This is a genomic window from Rhizobium sp. PP-F2F-G48 (genome assembly GCF_004342335.1).
In the GTDB taxonomy this organism is placed as follows: Bacteria; Pseudomonadota; Alphaproteobacteria; order Rhizobiales; family Rhizobiaceae; genus Ferranicluibacter.
Window position 1 is genome coordinate 125,076 of sequence record NZ_SLVH01000012.1, and the last position, 22,583, is coordinate 147,658.

Here is a 22,583-nt window from a genome sequence, read left to right on the forward strand (position 1 = left end):
AGCCAAGGAGTTGATTATGACAGCAAAAACAAGTCGCTGGGCCCTGATGGGCGCCGGCCTGGGCATTGCTGCGTCCGTTGCGGGGGCAGCGTTTTACTTCGAGCGGACCAAAGGTGCCGTGGCTGCAGAACCGGCGGTAGCGGCGGCGCCACAGGCAATTCCCGTCACCGTCGCGACAGTGGAAACACGAAATGTCGCGACCTGGCAGACGTTTTCCGGTCGTCTTGAGGCAGTCGGCCGCGTCCAGATCCGCCCGCGTGTCGCTGGGGCGATACAGTCCGTCGAGTTTCGCGAGGGCGCCCTGGTCAAGGCGGGCGATCTTCTCGTGAGGATCGATCCCGAGCCCTACAAGGCGGCCGTGGCGCAGGCGGAGGGGCAGGTCGCCTCGGCGCAGGCTCGGCTTTCCTACGCAAGCACGGAGCTGGAGCGCGGCGAACGGCTGACATCCAAAAACGTACTCTCCGATAGCGAGCTCGCCCAGCGCAGCAGCGCCAAAGCCGAAGCGCTCGCTGCCGTCCAGTCGGCAAAGGGATCGCTGCACGTCGCCCAACTGGAGCTCGGCTATACCGACGTTCGCGCGCCCATCTCCGGCCGCGTCGGTCGCCGCGAAATCACGGAAGGCAATCTCGTTGCGGCGGGCTCCGGCTCGCCGGTTCTGACGACGCTGGTATCCGTCGATCCGATCTATGCAAGCTTCGATGTCAACGAGGATCTCGTCGGACGGACGCTCGCCCAGTTGGGGGACGACGCATCCGCGTCCCCGGACCTGTCACGGATCCCTGTCGAATTGGCAACGGGGGAAGGGGAGGGGGCTGCGATCAGCGGCCAGCTTCAGTGGATCGACAATGAGGTCAATGCGCAGAGTGGTACGGTCCGGGTTCGCGCTGTCTTCGGCAATCCGGGCGGGCGCCTGCTTCCGGGGCAGTTCGTTCGTATCCGCATGGGAGATCCTGCGCCTGAAAACCATCTCATGATCAGCGAGAAGGCCGTTGGAACGGATCAGGATAAGAAATTCGTCTTCGTCGTCGATCCACAAAACACGATCGCCTATCGCCAGATCGAGCTTGGAAGTGCGGTCGACGGACAGCGGATCGTCGAAAAGGGTCTGAGCGCTGGCGATCGTATCGTCGTGAACGGATTGCAGCGCATCCGCCCCGGCGCGTTGGTCGATCCGCAGAGCGAGGCGAAGGTCGCGCAGCAGTAAATCACTTCCTGAAGCCTGCGTGGAGACGGCTGAACCCGGCACGTCCGCCCACGGCATCGGCCTCACCCGAAACCACGTTTCACCGTTTACCCGACCTTGCGGCCGTCAGGCCGCGAGCAGGGCCGTTCGTCTTCTGATCATTCCCGGAGAGGGGTTATGACATGAATATCTCAAGGTTTTTTATCGACAGACCGGTGTTTGCCGGCGTTCTGTCGGTTCTCATCGTCGTCGCGGGCCTGATCGGCATGCGTGCGCTACCGATCTCCGAATATCCGGACGTTGTTCCGCCATCCATCGTCGTGCGCGGCACCTATCCCGGTGCCAATCCAAAAGTCATCGCAGAAACCGTGGCCACGCCGCTTGAAGAGTCGATCAACGGCGTTGAAGACATGCTCTACATGTCGAGCCAGGCGACGGCCGACGGCGTTCTGACGCTGACGGTGACGTTCAAGCTGGGGACCGACCCCGATAAGGCACAGCAACTCGTGCAGAACCGTGTGTCGCAGGCAGAACCGCGCCTCCCGGTGGAGGTGCGGGCGCTGGGCGTCACGACGGTGAAGAGTTCACCCGACCTGATGATGGTCGTCAACCTCGTCTCCGCAGGCGGACGCTACGACCTCACCTATCTTCGCAATTACGCCGTTCTCAACATCAAGGACCGGCTGGCACGCATCGAGGGCGTGGGGCAGGTGCAGGTTTTCGGTGCCGGCGACTACTCCATGCGCGTCTGGATCGACCCTCAAAAGGCCGCCGAATACGGACTGGCGGCGAGCGATATCACCACGGCCATTCGCCAGCAAAACGTTCAGGCTGCCGCCGGGATCATCGGGGCGTCGCCAACGCTGCCCGGTGTCGATCTGCAGCTCTCCGTCAACGCGCAAGGCCGTTTGCAGACGCCGGAACAGTTCGGCAATATCATCGTCAAGAGCGGCGCCAGTGGGGAGATAACCCGGCTACGGGACGTTGCCCGGATCGAGATGGGCGCTGCCGATTATACGCTGCGCTCCCTCCTGGACGGCGAGCCGGCCGTCGCCGTGCCCGTTTTCCAATCACCAGGCTCCAACGCCATCGCCATATCCGACGATGTCCGCGCAACGATGGCGGAACTGTCGAAAGCCATGCCCGAAGGCATCCGTTTCGAGATCGTCTATGACACCACGGAATTCGTCCGCGCCTCCATCGAAAAGGTCATCGATACGCTGCTCGAGGCGATTGCCCTCGTGGTCGTCGTGGTCATCCTGTTCCTGCAGACCTGGCGCGCCTCGATCATTCCGCTGATCGCGGTTCCCGTCTCGATCATCGGGACGTTCGCGGTCATGTATGTCTTCGGCTTCTCGGTCAATGCGTTGACCCTGTTCGGTCTCGTGCTCGCCATCGGCATCGTAGTGGACGACGCGATCGTCGTCGTAGAAAATGTCGAGCGCAACATCGAGAACGGCCTTGCACCACGGGAAGCGACCTATCGCGCAATGCAGGAAGTGTCCGGTCCGATCATCGCGATTGCCCTAGTTCTAGTGGCGGTCTTCGTACCTCTGGCCTTCATCACCGGGCTTTCCGGGCAGTTTTATCGTCAGTTCGCACTTACCATTGCGATCTCTACCGTCATTTCGGCCATCAACTCGCTGACCCTTTCCCCGGCCTTGGCCGCCCTGCTGCTCAAAGGGCATCACGCAAAGAAAGACATTCTGACGATCGCGATGGACAAGGCGTTCGGCTGGTTCTTCCGCGGCTTCAACCGGGCCTTCGGGGCGGCGTCCAACGGCTATGGCCGCAGCATCGGCGGACTTCTCTCACGCAAGAGCGTCGTCATGGTGATCTATCTCGCATTGGCGGGCGCGACCTACGGCATGTTCAACGCGGTCCCCGGCGGCTTCGTGCCGGCGCAGGACAAGCAGTATCTGATTGGTTTTGCTCAGCTTCCCGATGGCGCAACGCTCGATCGGACCGAGAGCGTGATCAAGAAGATGAGCGATATCGCCCTGAAGCAGCCCGGCGTGAAGAACGCGATCGCCTTTCCCGGGCTGTCGATCAACGGTTTCACGATCGGCTCGAATGCGGGCATCGTTTTCGCCATTCTCGACGACTTCGAGAACCGAACGACGCCGGAGCTTTCGGGCGGCGCCATCGCCATGCAGCTAAACCAGAAATATGCGGGCATCCAGGACGCCTTCATCGCCATGTTCCCGCCGCCGCCGGTCAATGGTCTCGGCTCCACGGGTGGCTTCAAGCTGCAGATCGAGGATCGCGCCGGCTTCGGCTATCAGGCGCTGGATGAAGCGACCAAGGCCTTCATCGCCAAGGCCTACCAGACGCCGGAACTCGCGGGCATCTTCTCGAGCTTCCAGATCAACGTCCCCCAACTCTTCGCAGATCTCGACCGGACGAAGGCCGAACAGCTCGGCGTGTCGGTCACCGATGTCTTCGATGCGCTGCAGATTTATCTGGGTTCGCTGTATGTCAATGATTTCAATGCCTTCGGCCGCACATACAGCGTGCGGGTCCAGGCGGATGCGAAGTATCGGGCCAAGCCCGAGGATATCGGGCAGCTGAAGGTTCGCTCGCAGACGGGCCAGATGATCCCGCTGTCGGCCCTCCTCAAGGTCGAGGCCACCACCGGGCCGGAGCGGACGACCCGCTACAACGGCTTCCTGGCGGCCGACGTCAATGGCGCACCGGCACCGGGGTTCTCCTCCGGCCAGGCGCAGGCGGCAATCGAGCAGATCGCAAGGGAAACGCTGCCCTCCGGCATCGACTTCGAATGGACCGATCTTACCTATCAGCAGATTCTTGCAGGAAGTTCCGGTTTCCTCGTCTTCCCGCTCGCTCTGCTGCTCGTCTATCTCGTGCTTGCAGCCCAGTATGAGAGCCTGACGCTCCCCGTCGCCATCATCATGATCGTGCCGATGGGCGTGCTCGCTGCCCTCACCGGTGTGTGGCTGACGGGTGGGGACAACAACATCTTTACCCAGATCGGTCTCGTTGTCCTTGTCGGTCTATCGGCGAAGAACGCGATCCTGATCGTCGAGTTCGCGCGGGAGCTGGAGTTCGAGGGGCGAACGCCCGTTCAGGCGGCCGTCGAGGCGAGCCGGCTGCGGCTGCGTCCCATTCTGATGACCTCGATGGCCTTCATCATGGGCGTGGTGCCGCTGGTCATCTCCACGGGGGCAGGGGCCGAAATGCGCGCTGCCATGGGTATTGCCGTGTTCTCCGGCATGATCGGCGTCACCGTCTTCGGGATCTTCATGACGCCGGTCTTCTACGTGCTGGTGCGCAAACTCGCCGGAAACCGGCCGCTGAAAAGCTCTGCGGAGGCGCAGGACGCGCATCTTCTGCCGGCGGAGTAAACAGCGAGGGTATCTCCCGCACACAGACGCGCCGCCGAGCCCTGAGGTCCGGCGGCGCTTTGTATTGGCGTAGACGTTGGGTGACAAAATGCGAGAAAGGGTGTTTAATCCGTCAATCTTCCGGGCAGATGGAATAGTATCCTGTGAAATATTCCAAGAACGCGGCGCCTGCGACTTATGTGCCTGACGATCTCGACCGGCGTATCATCGCCCATCTTCGGGTCGATGGACGGGCATCGTTGTCCAAACTGTCGGACGCACTGGGTGTCGCCCGTGGCACTGTTCAGAATAGGCTGGACCGGCTTCTGGATACCGGAACCCTGCTCGGCTTTACCGTGCGCATGCGCGAGGATTTCGATGCGCAGACCATCCATGCCGTCATGATGATCGAGGTCGTGGGCAAATCGACGACGCAGGTGATCCGTCGCCTGCGCGGCATTCCGGAGATTTACGCGCTCCACACGACCAACGGCAATTGGGATCTGGTGGCGAACATGCGCTCGGCCACCTTGTCCGATTTCGACCGCGTTCTTCGCGAGGTCCGGATGATCGAGGGTGTCGCGAACAGCGAGACGAGCCTGCTCTTGAGCAGCGTTTGAGAAGGGGAGGGGAGGCGATGAGCTGCTACCGACGGCTGGAGGAATTGGGGTTGGTGCTGCCGGCTCCGCTGGCGCCGGGCGGGAATTATGTGCCGGCTAAGAGAGCGGGTGACATGCTGTATTTGGCAGGGCAGGGCGCGGCACGTGCCGGCGGAGGTTGGCACACCGGAAAGGTCGGGCGCGATGTCTCCCTCGAGGAGGCCCGCAGCCATGCCCGGCTCGTCGCGCTGCAGGTTCTCTCGACGGTCCAGCATGCGGTGGGGGACCTCGACGCGGTCGAGGTGATCAAGGTATTCGGCATGGTCAATGCCGTTCCCGAATTCACCGAGCATCCTTTCGTTATCAACGGTTTTTCAGACCTGTTGATCGAGGTGATGGGCGAAGACGGTCGCCACGCCCGATCCGCCATCGGCATGGGATCGCTTCCCAACGGGATGACGGTGGAAATCGAGACGATCCTGCGGATCAAGCGCTAACCAGTGAAACGTCCGCCTCAGGTCTGGCAGACGATCCTTGCGATCTCGGTTGCCAGCTGGTCCTGCGAATAGGGCTTGCCGAGCCTTGGAATGTTCAGCTCCGTTCCCGCCGGCAGCTCGGCATAGCCGGTTGCAATCAGGATCTTGAGATCCGGCCGCAGGGCCAGCGCCTTGCGGGCAAGCTCCGCCCCGTTCATGCCCGGCATCGAGAAGTCGGTGATCATCAGATCGAAGGCATCGCCGCCTTCCAGAATGCCGAGAGCCTGCCGTCCGGAATTGGCTTCCACCACGTTGTGGCCGAGATCCTCCAGCATATCGACGGTGCTCATCGCGATCAGGGCATCGTCGTCGACCATCAGGATCCGCAGCGACGCCGATCGCTCGGACTTTCCGACGGGCAGAACCTCCGGCGGCGCCGCCTTTTCGCCGATCTCGCTCGGCTTTGAGACGGGAACGCGCAGGATGGCTGTCGTGCCCTGTCCCGGACGACTCGACAAGTGCAGCGCGCCTTTGAGCTGAATGGCAAGGCCATGGATCATCGACAGACCGAGACCGGTGCCTTTGCCAAGCTCCTTGGTCGAGAAGAACGGATCGATCGCCTTCCGCAGCGTTTCCGGGTCCATGCCGATGCCGGTGTCGGTCACCGAAAGCACGAGATAGCGACCGGCCGAGAGCACCTCCGTGGCGGTGGGGCGGTCTTCCATGTCGAGGCGAATGGTGATCGTACCGCCCTCGGGCATCGCGTCGCGCGCATTGACGACAAGGTTGAGAAGGGCAAGTTCCAGCTGATTGCTGTCCGCTTCGGCGGGCGGCAGATCGTCCGCAATCTCGCTCTGCAGGGTGATGGCCGAGCCGACGGAGCGGCGCAGCAGATCCTCCATTTCGGCCACCAGCTTCTGGAGATCCACCGGCCCGACCTGCAGATCCTGCCGTCGGGCGAAGGCAAGCAGGCGCTGGGTCAGCGATGCGCCGCGGCGTGCGCCCTGCACCGCGCCGTCGATCAAGCGAACCGCCTTCGCGTCGCCGTCGACATGCTTTCGCAGAAGTTCAAGGTTACCGAGCACGGCCATCAGCAGATTGTTGAAATCATGCGCCACACCGCCGGTCAGCTGCCCGATCGCCTCCATCTTCAGCGCCTGGCGCAGTTGTTCCTCGGCTTTCTCGCGCTGCGCCACCTCGCTCATGACAGCGGCATGGGCTTCCTCAAGCTCGGCCGTCCGTTTCGTCACGCGCTCTTCCAGCGTCTCGTTGATCTGTCGCTGCTGTTCCTCCAGTCGCCGCCGTTCGGTGATGTCGGCGGACACGCCGACGAGCTTTGCCGGTCGGCCGAGCCCATCCCGATAGACCTGCGCCCGGATTTCGGCCCAGTGCAGCGAGCCATCCGGCCAGATGACCTTGTACTCGATCGAATAATCCCGCCCGGTCTCAAGCGTGTGCCCCACCGCGGCGATCATTCGCTCGCGATCTTCCGGGTGAATGGTGGAGATCAGGTCGTCGTAACTTAGCGTCTCCGCCGCCTCGCGCCCGAAGATCGATCGACAGGTAACGGACGTGGTCAGCGTTTGCGTGGCGAGATCGAGCTCCCAGGCGCCGAGCCTCCCGGCCTCAAGTGCCGTTGCCAGCCGCCGCTCGCCATCATCGAGCGCCTGCATGCGCAGCCGCGCATCGAACTGCCGGCGTCGTCCGCGCATGGCCGTGCGCGCGACGCTGATGAAGGTCGTCGCGTGAAACGGCCGCTCGATGAAGCTGACATTGCCGAGCACTTCCGAGAGCCGTGCAGCCGCCGGATTGCGCTCGGGCCCGCCGCCACGCTGGGTCAGCACGATGAAGGGCAGATCCGACCAGCTCGGCTGTGCCGAGATCCAGCCGGACAGCGCCTTGAGATCGGTGGAGCGCAGCGCCTCCTCGGTGATAACCCCGAAGGCGACGTCTTCGCCGAGCCCCTCGACGAACTGGACCATGCTGTCTGCGGACACGCACGCCATCCCGGCTTCGGCAAGCAGGGATGCCGCAATCTGGGCATCGCGCCCGGCGGGCGCGAGAACGAGAACGGTCGGCATGCGATCAGAAATTGTCGCCACTCCCATCGGCAAGCGGCATCAGGGGCGGCATCAGGGCCTGGGCCCCTGTGGTCAGGACCGGCACGCCGCGAAGCACGCCCTGGAAGCCGGCCAGCGGCTCGCCGAGGCTCAGGCCATCCGCTCCGATACGGTATTCGCGGATCGTGTCCTCATGGTGCCCCGTCCGCTTCTTGATCACGGAGACGGCGCGCCGCACTTTCCCCATCGCCTCGAAATACCGCAGCAGAATGACCGTATCGGCGAGGTACGTGACATCGACGGGTGACTTCATGTCGCCGACCAGACCATGCTGGGCAACCGTCAGGTAGGTGTTCGCGCCCTGCCGGTTGAGATACTGCAGCAGCTCGTGGATGTGGAGGATGAGGGCGTTCTCCTCCGGCATCGCAGCCTGATAGCCGTTGACGCTGTCGATCAATACCGTTTTGGCGTTGAAGCGCGTCACGCTCTCGCGGACGCGCTGGGCGAATTCGCCGGGAGAGAGTTCGGCGGCATCCAACTGCTCGATATACAGTTTGCCGGCGTCGCGCATTGCCTCCAGGTCGATGCCCATGCTTCGTATACGGGCAAACAGCAGCCCCAGTTCCTCATCGAAGACGAAGATGGCCGCGGTTTCGCCCCGCTTGACGGCGGCGTCCACGAGCTGCAGACCGAACAGACTCTTGCCGGTTCCGGCCGGCCCGATCAGGAGCGTGCTCGATCCGCGGGAGATGCCGCCGCCGAGAAGGCCGTCGAGGGCAGGAATGCCGCTGCTGAGCACCGTCCGCTCGAAGTCGGTCCGGTGTTCCGTTGCGCGCAGACGCGGAAAGACCACGACACCGCCGGTCTCGATGATGTAGTCGTGATACCCGCCGCGATAGGCTCTGCCGCGATACTTGATGACGCGCAGCCGACGCCGCTCGGCACCGTAGTTCGGCGACAGTTCCTCGAGATGGATGACGCCATGAACGACGCTGTGCACCGTCTTGTCGAGCGTATCGGCGGTGAGATCGTCCAGGAGAAGAACGGTCGCGCCGGATTTCGAGAAATAATGCTTGAGCGCGAGGATCTGGCGCCGGTAGCGCAGCGAACTCTGCGCCAGAAGGCGGATCTCCGATAGGCTGTCGATGACGACGCGGCTCGGGCGCACGCGCTCGAACGCTTCGAAGATCAGCTTGGTGGTTTCCCCGAGTTCGAGATCGGACGAATACAGCAGGCTCTGCTGCTGCTCGGCGTCCAGCAGGCTTTCCGGCGGGACAAGTTCGAAGATCGTGATCTCCTCGCCGATTTCCATGCCGTGAGACGCAGCACTGCTGCGCAGTTCGTCTTCCGTTTCGGAAAGCGTGATGTAGAGGCAGCGCTCGCCGCGGGCCGCACCTTCCAGCAGGAATTGCAGGGAAACCGTCGTCTTGCCGGTGCCGGGAGATCCCTCCAGCAGAAACACGTGCCGCCGTGACAAGCCGCCGGCCAGCACGTCATCTAGGCCTTTCACGCCGGTCATCGCCGTCGAAGCCAGGTCAGTTGTCATCGTCTCTTCCGTTCCTCGCCGGCGCGTCTGCCGACGTTGATCCTACCTGCGGCGTCCTGAGAACGAAAATCCGGCTGTGCACTGTTTTCGACTGAAATCGCTGCGTTCGTCACCTGCAAATTATCCGTTACGCGTTGAAAGGTCTAATCATATTCGTCAGTGAACACTGTGAAATGGACGGGATAAGCCAACGATTATCCGCGGCGGCCGGCCGTCTCTGCCAAAGGTCTCAGTAACCCGTCATCTCCAGATAGCCACGGCCGCTCTGGCTGCCGGAAAAGGTAATGGGGCCCTCCCAGTAGGGCGTGCGGGTCGCCATCCACGCCTGCGGGTTGACAGCGGTGGTGGTGACATCCAGCCCGCGTGCGGGAAGGGACAAGCGCCACCCGACCGGGACCGTTCGACCGGCAACCTGCGCTGTGGCGAGGGGGGCTAAGGTGAGTGCGCCCGGTGGAAGCGGCGAGGGCGTGCCGTCCGCGGCGATCCAGGTGGCCGAGGTATAGCCGGCCCCACCATCGCGCAGACGAAACCCCATCAGTTTCTCGCCGCTGTCGAGATGGAGGGAAAACCAGTCCCATCCGGTCTGATCGGCTGCCAATGGCTGCGACGACCATTCCCGGTCCAGCCAGGCCTGACCGGTGACCGAAACGTCGCCGCCGGGGAGGGAGAGCGTGCCGCGCACGGCGTAGAAGGGTTGGGAGTAGTAATAGCTTGCCTGCCCGGCTGCGGACTTGACCGAATAGCCACCTTGCCCCTGGAGAACGATCGGCTGCTTCGCCGTGAGGTCGAGCGCGTAGCCGAAATCCGCTCCGGAAGCCTTGAGGGCGACATGCGCCACGGCGTCGTCACCCGTGACCGGTGCCGTCGCCTGCATGCGCCAATCATCGATCCACGCCTCGAACGGCTCGGCTGTCACGCCAGCCTGCCCGATGCCGCCGCGGGCAAGGCGCTCGGCCACGAAATGCCGATCGGGCGTCGTCAGGCCCGCATGTCCCATCCAGATCTGCGGACTGCTCCAACCCTCGCGATCGCCCGGCTGCAGGGCCGAGCGGAAAAGTGTCCACTGGACGCCATAGGCCTTGCCGTCGGCGCCTGTCAGGTTGGCCGTGACGTACCACCACTCGATGCGGAAATCGGGATGCGCGCCGTGATCGCGCGGAAATGTAAAGACTTTGCCCGGCTGCGGCACGGCGAAGCCTTCTGCGGTCGTGCCGAGACCCGCAAATCCCTGCGCTGCCGATGCAAATGGCGAGCAGAGGCCGAGCAGAAGCGACATCAGGAGCGAAAGCACGGCTTTGGCAGAGACGGGCCTACCGTTCATTGGCAAACACTTTCAGAAGATCGGATGGCGCCGTGGCGGCCAGCTGGCGAAGGGGAATGATGGCCGAGAGCAGGCTTGCACCAAGGGCAAGCGCCGCAAGACGGACCCAGTCGGCCGGGAAGATGTGCATGGGAAGCTGCCAGCCGAAGGCCTCGACGTTGACGACGGAGAGCAGGACCCAGGCAAGCCCGAGCCCGACGGGCAAAGCCGCCAGCAGCGTGATTGCTGCAAGGATCAGCGTTCGTGCGAGCTCGAGACCGACAAGCTGCCGGCGCGTCAGTCCCATGGCCCAGATCGGCGCGAGTTGCGGCAGGCGCATGGTGGACAGCGTCATCAGGCTGGCAAACATCGCAAGACCCGCGACGCCGAGGGTGAGAACGTTGAGTGCGGCCGTGACCGAGAATGTCTGCTCGAAGATTTCGAGCGAGCGGCGCTTGAGGCTCGCCTGATCGACAAGGTTTTCCGGCGGCAGGCCGAACCGCTCGCGCACGGCCTCCGACACTGCGCCGACATTTGCCGGGGCAAGCCGCAGCCCGTAGCGCAGGCGCGCGACGTCCGGATAGTGCGCCGTCAGGGCATCGATGCCGATCATGACCTGGGGGAGGGGGTTGCCGTAATCGGAATAGACACCGGCGACCGTCGTCATCCAGCCGCCCGGAAGCGTCAGGCTGTCGCCGACGGCAAGGCCGTCCCGCCGCGACAATTGCTCGTTAATCAGCGCACCGGTTCCCTCGGCCACGCGGTCCCAGGTGTCCGGCGTGCGGGCGAGCAGGGGCCAGTTGTCGCGGTAGGTCCGATCGTCTGCAACACCGTAAACCTCTGCCGGCGCGCCGCTGATATCGCCGGAGACGCTCCAGATCGGCAGGATCGCATCGACACGGCCTGTGAGCCAGGCGCGCAGGTCCGCCGCTTCGCGCGCTCCGCGCGCGGTGACATAAAGTTCGGCCGCGAGCCGCTGGTCGAGCCAGCCGGTAAAGGTCAGACGGAAGCTCGAGACCATGGTTCCCACGCCGATATTGGCGGAGAGGGCGAGGAGCAGGGCCATGAGGGCAAGCGACAGACCCGGCAGTTGCTGGCGCGTATCTGCCCAGAACCATTCCGCAATCGGACGGGCGGTCAGCCGCTGCATGAGGGCCAGAAACAGTGCCATCAGCACCGGCAGCAGCAGCGCGGCACCGAGAAGAAGGCCGCCGAGCACAGAAAAACCGACGACGAGACCCGAGCCGAAGGCCGCAAGAGCGATCGTCGTCGCAAACAGGGCAACGGCCGCTGCGGCCTGTATGCGAAGCCCCGACTCCGACGCGCGTGCCCAGGCCCGTGGCTGGGCCGGCGCCAGAAGCGGCATGCGCCAGACACGCCAGAGGCTTTGCGCGGCCGCCGCAAGCGTCCCGAACAGCGCGATGGCGAGGCCGGACGCCCACCATTGCGGCCGCAGGGTGAGCGTGCCGGGAACACTGGCGCCATAAAGCCCCTGCAGGGTCGCGGCAACGCCGGGCAGGAGGACGGAGCCGACGATGTAGCCGAGCAGAACGCCGGCGATGCCGGCGATGACCGCGAAACCCACCAGCTCTGCCAGAAGGAGGCCGGTCAGCGTGGTTGCTGGCAGGCCGAGCGAGCGGAGCGTGCGAAAGGTCGCCCGCCGCTGCTCGAAGGCCAGGCCGATGGCGGAATAGACGATGAACAGGCCGACAGCGAAGGCAAGGAACCCGAAGGCGGTGAGGTTGAGATGAAAGCTGTCGGTCAGGCGCGCGAGATCGCCCTGGGCATCCGGCGCTTTCACCATCAGTCCGGGTGCGATCTCTCCGACCGCGGGGAGACCTGGCCGCTGACCGGGCGCGACGATCAGCTGGCTGATCTCGCCGGGCCTGCCGAGAAGCTGCTGGGCAATGCCGATATCGGTCATGCCGATGCCCGCGAGAAGCGACGAGGTGCGTTTCAATGGCGGGAGCGACGGCCCGGAGAGCGTGTCCGCGGTTTCAGAGGAGACGTAGAGCAGGCCGGGGCGCGTGAGAAAGGCAAGAAGATCGCCATCGCGGCCGATCTCAGGGTCCAGCCCCTCGGCCGGCATGGTAAGGGGATCGATGCCGATGAGGTGCAGGCGCGTTGGCCCGAGGCGGAGCGTTCCCTCGACCACCGGGGAAACCAGCCAGCCCGCGCGGCGAAGCGCGATGTAGTCGGATTGCGTGATTGGCGCGCCCGTTCCGTTGACGATCCGGTCAAGGCGATCCTGCCCGAGCGTTGCCGCCGCGCGATCGTAGCTCGCGCGGGCCTCGGCATTGATCGCCTGAACGCCCGACCAGAGCGCGGTTGCCAGCGACAGACCGAGGAGGAGCATGACCAGCTGGAGCGGCCGTCGGCGCCAGTGCGACAGGAGCGCCGCCATCGCCGTGCGGCGCATCATGGCGACCGTTCCATCGTCTGGTCGATGCGGCCCGAGCGCAGATGGATACGTCGATCGAGCTGCCCGGCCAGGCGCTGCGAATGGGTGACCATCAGAAGCGACGATCCGGTTTCCGCGACCAGCGACAGCATCAGCGCCATCACGGCATCGCCCGTCGCCTCGTCGAGATTGCCGGTCGGCTCGTCGGCGAGCACCAGTTTCGGCCGCGCGGCGAGCGTCCGCCCGATCGCGACGCGCTGCTGCTGCCCGCCCGACAATTGCTCGGGGTAGCGTGCGAGAAGCGGTTCGAGCCCGAGCCTCGCCGTCAGCTGCTGCTGCCATGCCGCGTCGAAACGGCCGGCAAGGCGCGCATGAAAGGCGAGATTGGCGGCGACGGTCAGGGACGGGATGAGGTTGAACTGCTGGAAGACCAGTCCGACCGTCGACCGGCGCAGGGAGGCGCGCGCCCTGTCGTCGAGCCCGCCGATCTCGCGTCCGTCGATCGCGATCCGGCCCTGGTCCGGATGATCGAGGCCGGCGACGAGATGCAGAAGCGTGCTCTTGCCGCTGCCGGATTCCCCCGTGAGCGCCAGGGTCTGGCCGGCACCGAGCGAGAGGTCGATCCCTTGCAGGACCGAAAGTGGCCCTTCTGCGGTCCGGTAGCTTTTCGACACGTCCTCTAGCACGACCAGCATGTCCGTCCGATCGCAAAACTTGGGCAGGTCATGCGTGTCTTGTTCCTTCCGTGCGGTTCGTCGAGCCGTGGTCCGCGTGGTCATCAACTAGAAGACGGCACGATCTTGTCCATGTCGACGGCAGTTTTTCTCAGTCCCGACCGCTCGCGCCAGAGATGCAGGAATGATCCAAATCGACCGGCGTTTTAATATTGACAAAAGCACTCATGTTTTCTAGCTGTCAAAACCGGGGGCAGGCATTCGTCTGTCGGTTCATTGTGTCGGCCACGTCATGTCATCTCCGCAGAAACCCCTGCGGCGAAAGGCCTTGGCGTGTCTGCTGAAAGGAAACAACATGGTATCCCGGGGCTTGCGATCCGTTCTTCTTGCCTATTCTTCGCTTATCGTCATCGCGTCGATTGCACCTTTGACGCCGGCCATCGCTCAGGACGGATCGGCCACGCAGGACTCCGCCGCATCGGGGGATGCGACGGCGCTGCCGGCGATCATCGTCAAGGGCAAACGCGTTCAGAAGGGCGCGCCGGAGGATAACCCGCTTGCGACACGCACGACCGCCGAGCAGATCGCCGAAAAGGACATCGACGACCTTGACGATCTCGGCGATACGACAGAGCCGGGTGTCAGCTTCGTATCCGCCACCAAGAGCGTCAACATCCGTGGCCTGGAAGCCGACCGCGTCCTGACGACCATCGACGGCATCCCGGTACCCTACCTCTCGGACGGCGTGCGCGGCTCCCAGGGCGGCGTCGATACCTATGATTTCTCGTCGCTGGGCACCGTCGATATCCTGCGCGGGGCGGATTCGAGCCGGGCCGGTTCCGGCGCGCTCGGCGGCGCCGTCATCCTGCGCACGCTGGAGCCCGAAGACCTGATTGCCGAGGGTGCGACGGTCGGCGGTGTGGCCAAGCTCGGTTATGACAGCGCCGATCGCTCGCTGGTCGGTGCCGCGGCGGTCGCCCGGCGCTTCGACAAGACCTCCGTGCTCTTCCAGAGCTCGTACAAATACGGACATGAAGAAGAGACGGGCGGCGATGTCGGTGGCTACGGCCCGACGCGAACCGAGGCCGATCCCATGGATCTCAACCGACGCAACATCCTCTTCAAGGTGCGCCAGTCGCTCGAAGGCGGCCACACGATCGGATTGACGGCCGAGCATTACGATCAGAACACAGCCACGGACCTGCGCCAGACGCAGGGTTCGACCTATGAGGCCAAAGGCTATGACCGGGAGTCCGACAAGAAGCGCGACCGTGTATCGCTCGACTATGTCTTCGATGCGGAGAGCGGCGACAGCTGGATCGACAGCGCATTTGCGACCGTCTATTTCCAGCGTGCCGAGCGCATCGAAGGCACGCACGGCACGCGTCTGACGGGTCCGGTCGGTTATTACATGCGGTCGAGCACAAACGACGCCCGCTCCTATGGCGCGAGCGGCTATGCCAATTCCAGCTTCGATACCGGCCTTCTCACCCATCAGGTCACCTTCGGCGGCAATCTCGACCTGACCCGGACGACCCAGTACCAGAAGGGCGAAGACACCTGCGACATCGTGTTTGCGCCAGCCTGCATCAACTACCATAACAACCAATCCGACATGCCGGACACCGACAGCGTGACGGTCGGCCTGTTTGCCGAGGACAAGATCGGCCTCGGGAATAGCGGCGTGTCCCTGACCCCCGGCCTGCGCCTCGACTGGTACCGCCACGATCCGCAGGAAACCTCGACCTATACGAGCATCGGCAACAGCGCGGATCTTCCCGAAGGGCAGAGCGATTTTCGTCTCTCCCCGAAGCTGCGCGCCGCCTGGCAGGTTCGTCCGGATGTCGAACTGTTCGCGCAGGTCACCACGGGCTTCAAGGCACCGAACGTCTCGCAGCTCTACAGCAATTATGACAATGCGCCGCTCTACAGGCAGATCGGCAATCCGGATCTCGACCCGGAAACGAGCTACGGCTTTGAAGCGGGCGCCAACCTGGGCGATGAGGATTTCGGTGGGCGGATATCGGCCTATACCACGCGCTACAAGAATTTCATCGATACCGAAACCACGCCCGAGGCAGGCTACGCTTTCGGGAGCATCGAATATTTCAACCGTGACCGCGTCCGGATTTCGGGCGTCGAAGCCCGCGCGCAGAAGACCTTCTCATCCGGCATCGACGTCCATGGATCGCTCGCCTATGCCCGGGGAACCGATCTCGACACCGACGAACTGCTCGCCTCCGTCGCGCCGCTGAAGGCGATCGTCGGCGTCGGCTATAACACCGAATTCTGGGGAACGGATCTCAGCCTCGTCACCGCCGCGGCGGTCGATGCGGACTCCGTGGCCGGAACGCGACCAGGCGGCTACGGCATCGTCAACCTGACGGGCTGGTGGGAGCCGGAACAGGCAAAGGGTCTGCGCATCCAGGCGGGTGTCTACAACATGTTCGACAAGACCTATCTCGACGCGCTCGAAGTCAAGGATCTCGCCAACGCGTCCCAGTTCTATTCGGAAGCCGGCCGCTCCTTCAAGATTTCCCTGACCCAAAAGTTCTGAGCCAACTTCCCCTCCTCGACGTGCCTTCGATGACACAGGGGAGGGGAAACATGCGGGCGAGCCATCGGCTGGCCCGCATAGGATTTCCATCGCGGGTCTTCCGTCGCTAGAGTCGTGGTCCACCCCGCGTCGCGTCGCCCCAAACCGCGACTGCGTTGCGGGCGACATGCGGTTGCAATATGCATCGGCGCGAGCCGGCGCATCCTTGCCTTTCTCGAGTTGCGGCATGAATGATCTTCTCAGGCGGTTTGCGGCCTACTACCGGCCGCATCGCCGGCTCTTTCTGCTGGATTTTTCCTGCGCGATCTCGGCCGGTCTGCTCGAACTCGTCTTTCCGCTTGCCGTCAAGCTTTTCATCGACCGTTTGCTGCCGACCAACCAGTTCGGTCTGATCGGTCTCGCGGCCCTCGGCCTTCTGCTCATCTATGTCGTCAATGCAGGGCTGCAAATCGTGGTGACCTATTGGGGCCATATGCTCGGCATCCGCATCGAGACGGAGATGCGGCGGAAGGCGTTCGACCATCTGCAGAAACTCTCCTTCGGCTATTTCGACAACCAGAAGACGGGGCATCTCGTGGCGCGGTTGACGAAGGATCTCGACGAGATCGGCGAAGTCGCCCATCACGGGCCCGAGGACGTCTTCATCGCCGTGATGACGCTGGTCGGCGCCTTCGTCCTGATGATGTTCGTGCATGTGCCGCTTGCGCTGATCACCGCGATCATCGTCCCGCTCGCCGCGTTCGTGACAACGCGCTACGGGACGCGCATGACGGTGAACTCCCATGCGCTTTACGGCAGGATTGCCGAGTTCAACGCGCGCATCGAGGAGAATGTCGGCGGCATCCGCGTCGTCCAGGCCTTCGCCAATGAGGATCACGAGCGCGCGCTGTTCGCGCAGAACAATGCCGGCTATCAGCGCACCAAGCTCGAAGCCTATAAGCTGATGGCGGCGTCTACCTCCCTGTCCTACCTCTCGATGCGCTTCGTGCAGGTGGCCGTCATGCTGGCGGGCGCCTGGTTCGTCGTGCGCGGCGAGCTGACGGCGGGTGGCTTCGTCGGCTTTCTGCTCCTCGTCGGCGTGTTCTTCCGGCCGATCGACAAGATCAACTCCGTCATCGAGACCTATCCGAAGGGTATCGCCGGGTTTCAGCGCTATCAGCAGTTCCTGCAGACCGAACCGGACATCGCGGATCGCCCCGATGCGGTGGCGGCCGATCGCTTGAAAGGCGATATCGTCTATTGCAATGCCGGCTTCGGCTACGACGGCGGACGCCCGATCCTGCGCGAACTCGATCTGACGGTGCGTGCCGGCGAGACCGTCGCCTTCGTCGGCCCCTCGGGCGCGGGCAAAACCACCATCTGTTCGCTTCTGCCGCGCTTCTACGAGGTGACGTCCGGTGCGATCACGATCGATGGGATCGACATTCGCAACATGACGCTGCGGTCACTGCGCTCCAACATCGGCATCGTCCAGCAGGACGTCTTCCTCTTCGCCGGAACCATCCGCGAGAACATCGCCTACGGCCGCCTTGAGGCATCCGAGGCCGATATTCTCGATGCCGCGCGGCGTGCGCGTCTCGACGCGGTGATCGCAGCCCTTCCGGAGGGACTGGATACGGTCATCGGCGAACGCGGTGTCAAGCTGTCCGGGGGGCAGAAGCAGCGCCTCGCCATCGCGCGCATCTTTTTGAAGAACCCGCCGATCCTCATCCTCGACGAGGCGACTTCGGCCCTCGATACCGAAACCGAACGCGCCATCCAGCAGTCGCTGAGCGAGCTTGCCGAGGGCCGCACGACCCTCGTCATCGCCCACCGCCTGGCGACGATCGCCAGTGCCGACCGGATCATGGTTGTGGAGGATGGCCGGATCGCGGAAGAGGGGACGCATGCCGCGCTTCTCGCCGTGCCCGACAGTCGTTACCGCCGCCTTCAAGCGCCGCATGCCGGCGGCGCATGACGATCATGCCGTCGCCTCGGGCGCGATCGGCCCTGCTCACGCGAGATATCGGTTGAACCACGCGATCGTCCGGTCCCAGGCGAGCTTCGCTGCCGCTTCGTCGTAACGCGGCGTCGAGTCGTTGTGAAATCCGTGATTGGCACCGGGATAGATATAGGCCTCATAGGTCTTGCCCGCGGCCTTCAAAGCAGCCTCATAGGCCGGCCAGCCTTCATTGACGCCCGTGTCGAGTTCGCCATAGTGCAGGAGCAACGGCGCTTTGATCCGTGGAACGTCCTCGGCTTTCGGCTGTCGGCCGTAAAAGGGCACGGCCGCCGCCAGCTCCGGATAGGCGACCGCTGCGGCATTGGACACGCCGCCACCATAGCAGAAGCCGGTCATTCCCACCTTCCCGGTGGTGGCCTCATGCGCCATCATGAACTCCACCGCGGCGAAGAAATCGTTCATCAGCTTCGTCGGGTCGACGCTCTTCTGCAATTCCCGACCCTTTTCGTCATTGCCGGGATAGCCGCCGACCGACGTCAGACCATCGGGCGCCAGCGCGATGAAGCCGGCCTTGGCGACACGCCGTGCCACGTCTTCGATGTAGGGATTGAGGCCGCGATTCTCATGCACCACCACCACGGCTGCGACCTTGCCTTCAACTTTGGCGGGACGCACGAGATAGCCGCGGACCTCTCCGTGCCCTCTCGGCGAGGGGTAGGTGATGTATTCGGCAACGATCTCCGGATCGGTGAACGCCACCTGCTGCGCCAGGGCGTAATCCGGGCTCATCGAGGAAAGGATGGCCGCCGCCGTCAGTCCTCCGACGGCGAACTTGGCCGCGCGATCGAGGAACTCGCGCTTGGTGATTTTTCCATGCGCATAATAATCGTAGAGTTCCAGCAGTTCCTGGTCGAAATCCCTGGCTGTCAGACGCGTCATTGCATGCTCTCCCGCTTATCCTGTCGCTTCCGAGGGTAGACGGCAACCGATGGAGCGTCGCCTCACAAGTTCGGCAACGGGATCGCCTGACTTACTTTTCGGACTTCGCCTTGTTGACGAAATGGGCATTGCCAAGCCCGGTACCGATGGTCAGCACCGCCCATTTTGCGATGTCGGTCATGAAGGGAATCTGCGACAGGCCCTGAACGACCGCATCATTGTGCATCATCACGAAGGTTTCGTGGCCGCCGATCTGCGGGATGGCTTTCTTGATGGCGGCGGGCAGGTTGAAGCTGTCGCTCTCCCAATTACCGCCCGGAAGGTTCTGCCCGCCGCGCTCGATCGATCCGTCTGCCTGAATGATCCCTGGGCAACCGATGCCGATCAAAGGTGCCGGCGCCAGTTTTTCCTTTTCGGCGCGGGCGATCAGGTTTTTGAGCATCGCGATCAGCCGCTCGACGGCCGCACTCCGGCTGGGGCGATCGTCGGAGTGCCGCCAGATCTCGGACTGCCAGACCGTCGCCTCCTCGAGATAATGCTTGTCGTCGGACTTCGCCTTTCCCAGATCGACGACGCCGGCGCGGATGTTGGTGCCGCCGATATCGACGGCGAAGATCGCCTTGTGCCCTTTCAGCATCCAGGCCGGCATCAGGTGCACCGCACCGATGAGGCCGGCATCGTCAGGGTGCTGGACGATCGGAACCAGATGCACGCGGACGCCACGCTGGGCGAGCAGCATCTCGGTGCGGGCAATGGCGAGTTCACCCGAGCGGCTCTGCCGAAAGCCGCCACCAACGACGATCCGTTCGGTGCCCGCCCAGTGCTTCTGCTTCAGGAAGCGCGTGACAACATCGGCGAATTCCTGCGCGAAGTCTTCCACCGCGCTCCAGATCAAGGCCGATGCCTGGGCATCCTTGCCCTTGAGCAAGCCATCGATTTCACGTTTGGGAAGATCGGCCGTCGGCACCTTGCCGATCGGGTCGATGTCGACGTCGCGCATGATCTTGCGCCAAGTGTCCAGCTTCTCCCGAAATTCGGCTTTGGTCGCCTTGTCGCCGATAAAGCCCTCCTTGTCGCGGATCTCGATATTGTAGTCGTCGATGGTGAGGGCGGGAAGGTCGAGGGCTCCATTCGTCAGGGGGCCGGCGGCCTGATCCTGTGTCGCAGTCTTTGACATGCCCATCAATCATCGATCCCTTCATCTGCAGTGGGTTCGCAACGTGCCGTGGCTGTGGATGTTCCAAGCAGACCCGCATGGCCCGGTGCAAAACCCCTGAAATGGGATGAAATCGCCCCCGTTTCGACCGTTTCGCAAGCCTTGGGCAAGCCGGTCACGTTAACCTTTCATTAACCGTCCCAGCGTTAAACATTGTAAACGAATCCTTAACCCAGATGAACACCGTGTCCTCAGACGCCCGCTCGATCCGTATCAAGGGCCGCTCCTTTCTTGCGGTCGTTCTCTCTCCGGACCTGCCGCTCGATGCGTGGCTGATCCGGCTGGACGACCTCGCCGCGCGCTCTGCCGGCTTCTTCTTTGGTCGCCCGGCTGTCCTTGATGTTGCGGACCTGAAGCTCGACCGGGCGCAACTGAAAGAGCTTGTCGATGCGCTCACCCGGCGCAATGTCAGCATCATGGGCATCGAAGGCGCGCGTCCCTCGGCGATCGCGCCGGGCATGCCGCCGGCATTGAAGGGTGGACGCCCGGCGTCCGATTTCGAGGTCGCGACGAGCGATCCGACGGATGCCGATACACAAGGTGATGCCGGGCCGGAAGCCGCTGCCGTTCAGGCGGACGAACCGCGGCCTGCGCTGCAGTCGCTCGTCATCCGGGAGCCGGTCAGATCGGGGCAATCTGTCGTCTTTACGGATGGCGATGTGACGGTCGTCGGTTCGGTGGCCTCGGGTGCCGAGATCATCGCGGGCGGCTCGATCCATATCTACGGCGCGCTGCGCGGCCGCGCCATGGCGGGCGCCGTCGGCAACGCGACCGCGCGAATTTTCTGCCGGAAGCTCGAGGCCGAACTGGTCGCGATCGATGGCGTCTACAAAATGGCCGAAGACATGGCCCCCGGCTTCCGCGGACAACCTGTCCAGCTGTGGCTGGAGGACGATGCGATCATGGCAGAGAAACTCAAGTGAGCCGTGTCCGGCCAAAACAGGAGAGCAAGATGGGGAAAGTCATCGTCGTTACGTCAGGCAAGGGTGGGGTCGGCAAGACCACGTCCACGGCCGCCCTCGGTGCCGCCCTGGCTCAGAGGAACGAGAAAGTCGTCGTGGTCGATTTCGATGTCGGGCTGCGCAATCTCGATCTGGTGATGGGCGCCGAGCGCCGCGTCGTCTACGATCTGATCAACGTCATCCAGGGCGATGCCAAGCTGCCGCAGGCGCTGATCCGCGACAAGCGGCTCGAAACCCTGTTCCTGCTGCCGGCGTCGCAGACACGCGACAAGGACAATCTGACGGAAGAGGGCGTCGAGCGCGTCATCGCCGAGCTGAAACAGCATTTCGATTGGATCATCTGCGACAGCCCCGCCGGGATCGAACGCGGCGCGACGCTCGCCATGCGCCATGCCGACGTCGCCGTCGTCGTCACCAATCCGGAAGTCTCGTCCGTGCGGGACAGCGACCGCATCATCGGCCTGCTCGACTCCAAGACACTTAAGGCCGAGAACGGCGAGCGCATGGAGAAGCACCTGCTGCTCACCCGTTACGACCCCGTTCGTGCCGAGCGTGGCGACATGCTCAAGGTCGAGGACGTGTTGGAAATTCTGTCCATCCCGCTGCTCGGGATCATCCCCGAAAGCATGGATGTGCTGCGCGCCTCCAATATCGGCGCACCGGTCACGCTCGCCGATGTGCGTTGCCCGCCGGCCATGGCCTATTTCGATGCCGCCCGTCGTCTGGCCGGCGAAACCCTGCCGGTGACGATCCCCGGCGAAAAGCGCAGCCTGTTCGGCAAGATCTTCGCACGGAGGGCTGCATGAGCATTTTCCGCCTTTTCACCAAACAGAGGTCCGCGCCGATGGCGCGCGAGCGGCTGCAGGTTCTGCTTGCGCATGAACGCGGTGCCGCGGGCTCCGACCTTGTCGCCATCCTGCGTGAGGAAATCCTCGCCGTCATCGCCAAGCATGTGCAGATCGACAGCGACAAGGTTCATGTGAAGATGGATAGGGACGAACACATGTCGATCCTCGAGATCGATGTCGAAATCCCGCTGAACGCGACCAAGCAGGCAGCCTGAGACCCTCAAAAGCATTTTCATCGGCGCGGCCGCGACAAGATCGCCGCCGCGCCGATCCCGTTTCGGAAGCGGGTTAAATCTGCCCGGGAGCTTCCGGTCTTCAACGACGCCCGTGCTTTCGCTCCGGGCGTCGTTTTCGTCTGCGGAATCGGGGCCTGTAGGTTATCGTTTCGAATTCCCGTAAGATTACAGTCACTTGTCAGTTTTATGAAGTTTTTCGAACACCCCCTGTTGACGAAGCGGTGAAGTGGGATCTATAAACCGCACACCAACGAGGGCGGCGGCGCTGCTGGCGACCGACGAACTCGCTCTGAAGTTTCT

The 22,583-nt window shown here is 63.4% G+C and carries 16 protein-coding genes; 9 read left to right on the top strand and 7 right to left on the bottom strand.

The window, feature by feature from the left end; translation table 11 throughout:
- Window positions 1-16 precede the first annotated feature (16 nt).
- The 4 genes from C8J36_RS21870 to C8J36_RS21885 all read left to right on the top strand — a co-directional run bounded on the left by C8J36_RS21870 (window position 17) and on the right by C8J36_RS21885 (window position 5,623).
- Complete coding sequence (locus C8J36_RS21870) at window positions 17-1,204, top strand: efflux RND transporter periplasmic adaptor subunit (protein ID WP_132537449.1); 1,188 nt, start codon at window positions 17-19, stop codon at window positions 1,202-1,204.
- A 161-nt stretch (window positions 1,205-1,365) separates the two neighbouring features.
- Complete coding sequence (locus C8J36_RS21875; protein ID WP_132537450.1) at window positions 1,366-4,548, top strand: multidrug efflux RND transporter permease subunit; 3,183 nt, start codon at window positions 1,366-1,368, stop codon at window positions 4,546-4,548.
- Between the two features lie 143 nt (window positions 4,549-4,691).
- Window positions 4,692-5,147, top strand: a complete 456-nt coding sequence (locus C8J36_RS21880; RefSeq protein ID WP_132537451.1) for an Lrp/AsnC family transcriptional regulator — start codon at window positions 4,692-4,694, stop codon at window positions 5,145-5,147.
- A 17-nt stretch (window positions 5,148-5,164) separates the two neighbouring features.
- Window positions 5,165-5,623 (top strand): RidA family protein, encoded by a 459-nt coding sequence (locus tag C8J36_RS21885; protein WP_132537452.1) that lies wholly within the window; start codon window positions 5,165-5,167, stop codon window positions 5,621-5,623.
- Window positions 5,624-5,640: 17 nt separating this feature from the next.
- On the opposite strand, the gene C8J36_RS21890 is transcribed toward C8J36_RS21885, so the two are convergent.
- The 5 genes from C8J36_RS21890 to C8J36_RS21910 all read right to left on the bottom strand — a co-directional run bounded on the left by C8J36_RS21890 (window position 5,641) and on the right by C8J36_RS21910 (window position 13,604).
- The gene (locus C8J36_RS21890) at window positions 5,641-7,683 is read right to left on the bottom strand and encodes a hybrid sensor histidine kinase/response regulator (RefSeq protein WP_245506696.1); all 2,043 of its coding nucleotides are present in this window, start codon (window positions 7,681-7,683) and stop codon (window positions 5,641-5,643) included.
- A 4-nt stretch (window positions 7,684-7,687) separates the two neighbouring features.
- Window positions 7,688-9,208, bottom strand: coding sequence for an ATPase domain-containing protein (locus tag C8J36_RS21895; RefSeq protein WP_132537454.1), 1,521 nt, complete (start codon window positions 9,206-9,208; stop codon window positions 7,688-7,690).
- Window positions 9,209-9,437: 229 nt separating this feature from the next.
- Window positions 9,438-10,529, bottom strand: coding sequence for a lipocalin-like domain-containing protein (locus tag C8J36_RS21900; protein ID WP_132537455.1), 1,092 nt, complete (start codon window positions 10,527-10,529; stop codon window positions 9,438-9,440).
- Window positions 10,519-12,927: an FtsX-like permease family protein gene (locus C8J36_RS21905; protein WP_132537472.1), complete on the bottom strand. Its 2,409-nt coding sequence runs from the start codon at window positions 12,925-12,927 to the stop codon at window positions 10,519-10,521. The genes C8J36_RS21900 and C8J36_RS21905 overlap by 11 nt, the downstream gene beginning before the upstream one ends.
- Complete coding sequence (locus C8J36_RS21910) at window positions 12,927-13,604, bottom strand: ABC transporter ATP-binding protein (protein WP_132537456.1); 678 nt, start codon at window positions 13,602-13,604, stop codon at window positions 12,927-12,929. The genes C8J36_RS21905 and C8J36_RS21910 overlap by 1 nt, the downstream gene beginning before the upstream one ends.
- A 334-nt stretch (window positions 13,605-13,938) precedes the next feature.
- Between C8J36_RS21910 and C8J36_RS21915 the strand changes: the two genes are divergently transcribed.
- Window positions 13,939-16,140, top strand: a complete 2,202-nt coding sequence (locus C8J36_RS21915; RefSeq protein WP_132537457.1) for a TonB-dependent hemoglobin/transferrin/lactoferrin family receptor — start codon at window positions 13,939-13,941, stop codon at window positions 16,138-16,140.
- 226 nt (window positions 16,141-16,366) lie between these two features.
- Window positions 16,367-18,097, top strand: coding sequence for an ABC transporter ATP-binding protein (locus C8J36_RS21920; protein WP_132537458.1), 1,731 nt, complete (start codon window positions 16,367-16,369; stop codon window positions 18,095-18,097).
- 36 nt (window positions 18,098-18,133) lie between these two features.
- On the opposite strand, the gene yghX is transcribed toward C8J36_RS21920, so the two are convergent.
- Complete coding sequence (gene yghX, locus C8J36_RS21925) at window positions 18,134-19,021, bottom strand: YghX family hydrolase (RefSeq protein ID WP_132537459.1); 888 nt, start codon at window positions 19,019-19,021, stop codon at window positions 18,134-18,136.
- 91 nt (window positions 19,022-19,112) lie between these two features.
- A complete protein-coding gene (locus tag C8J36_RS21930; protein WP_132537460.1) occupies window positions 19,113-20,204 on the bottom strand; it encodes an ROK family protein in 1,092 nt (363 codons plus the stop codon).
- 209 nt (window positions 20,205-20,413) lie between these two features.
- Between C8J36_RS21930 and minC the strand changes: the two genes are divergently transcribed.
- From minC to minE, 3 genes are read left to right on the top strand one after another with little or no spacing between them, the layout of a single operon-like run.
- Window positions 20,414-21,160 carry a septum site-determining protein MinC gene (minC, locus tag C8J36_RS21935; protein ID WP_132537461.1) on the top strand — a complete coding sequence of 249 codons (747 nt, stop codon included), beginning with the start codon at window positions 20,414-20,416 and terminating at the stop codon, window positions 21,158-21,160.
- A 29-nt stretch (window positions 21,161-21,189) separates the two neighbouring features.
- Window positions 21,190-22,005, top strand: coding sequence for a septum site-determining protein MinD (gene minD, locus C8J36_RS21940; RefSeq protein WP_062596755.1), 816 nt, complete (start codon window positions 21,190-21,192; stop codon window positions 22,003-22,005).
- The gene (gene minE, locus C8J36_RS21945; protein ID WP_062596754.1) at window positions 22,002-22,262 is read left to right on the top strand and encodes a cell division topological specificity factor MinE; all 261 of its coding nucleotides are present in this window, start codon (window positions 22,002-22,004) and stop codon (window positions 22,260-22,262) included. Before minD ends, minE begins: the two co-directional genes overlap by 4 nt.
- Window positions 22,263-22,583: the final 321 nt, after the last annotated feature.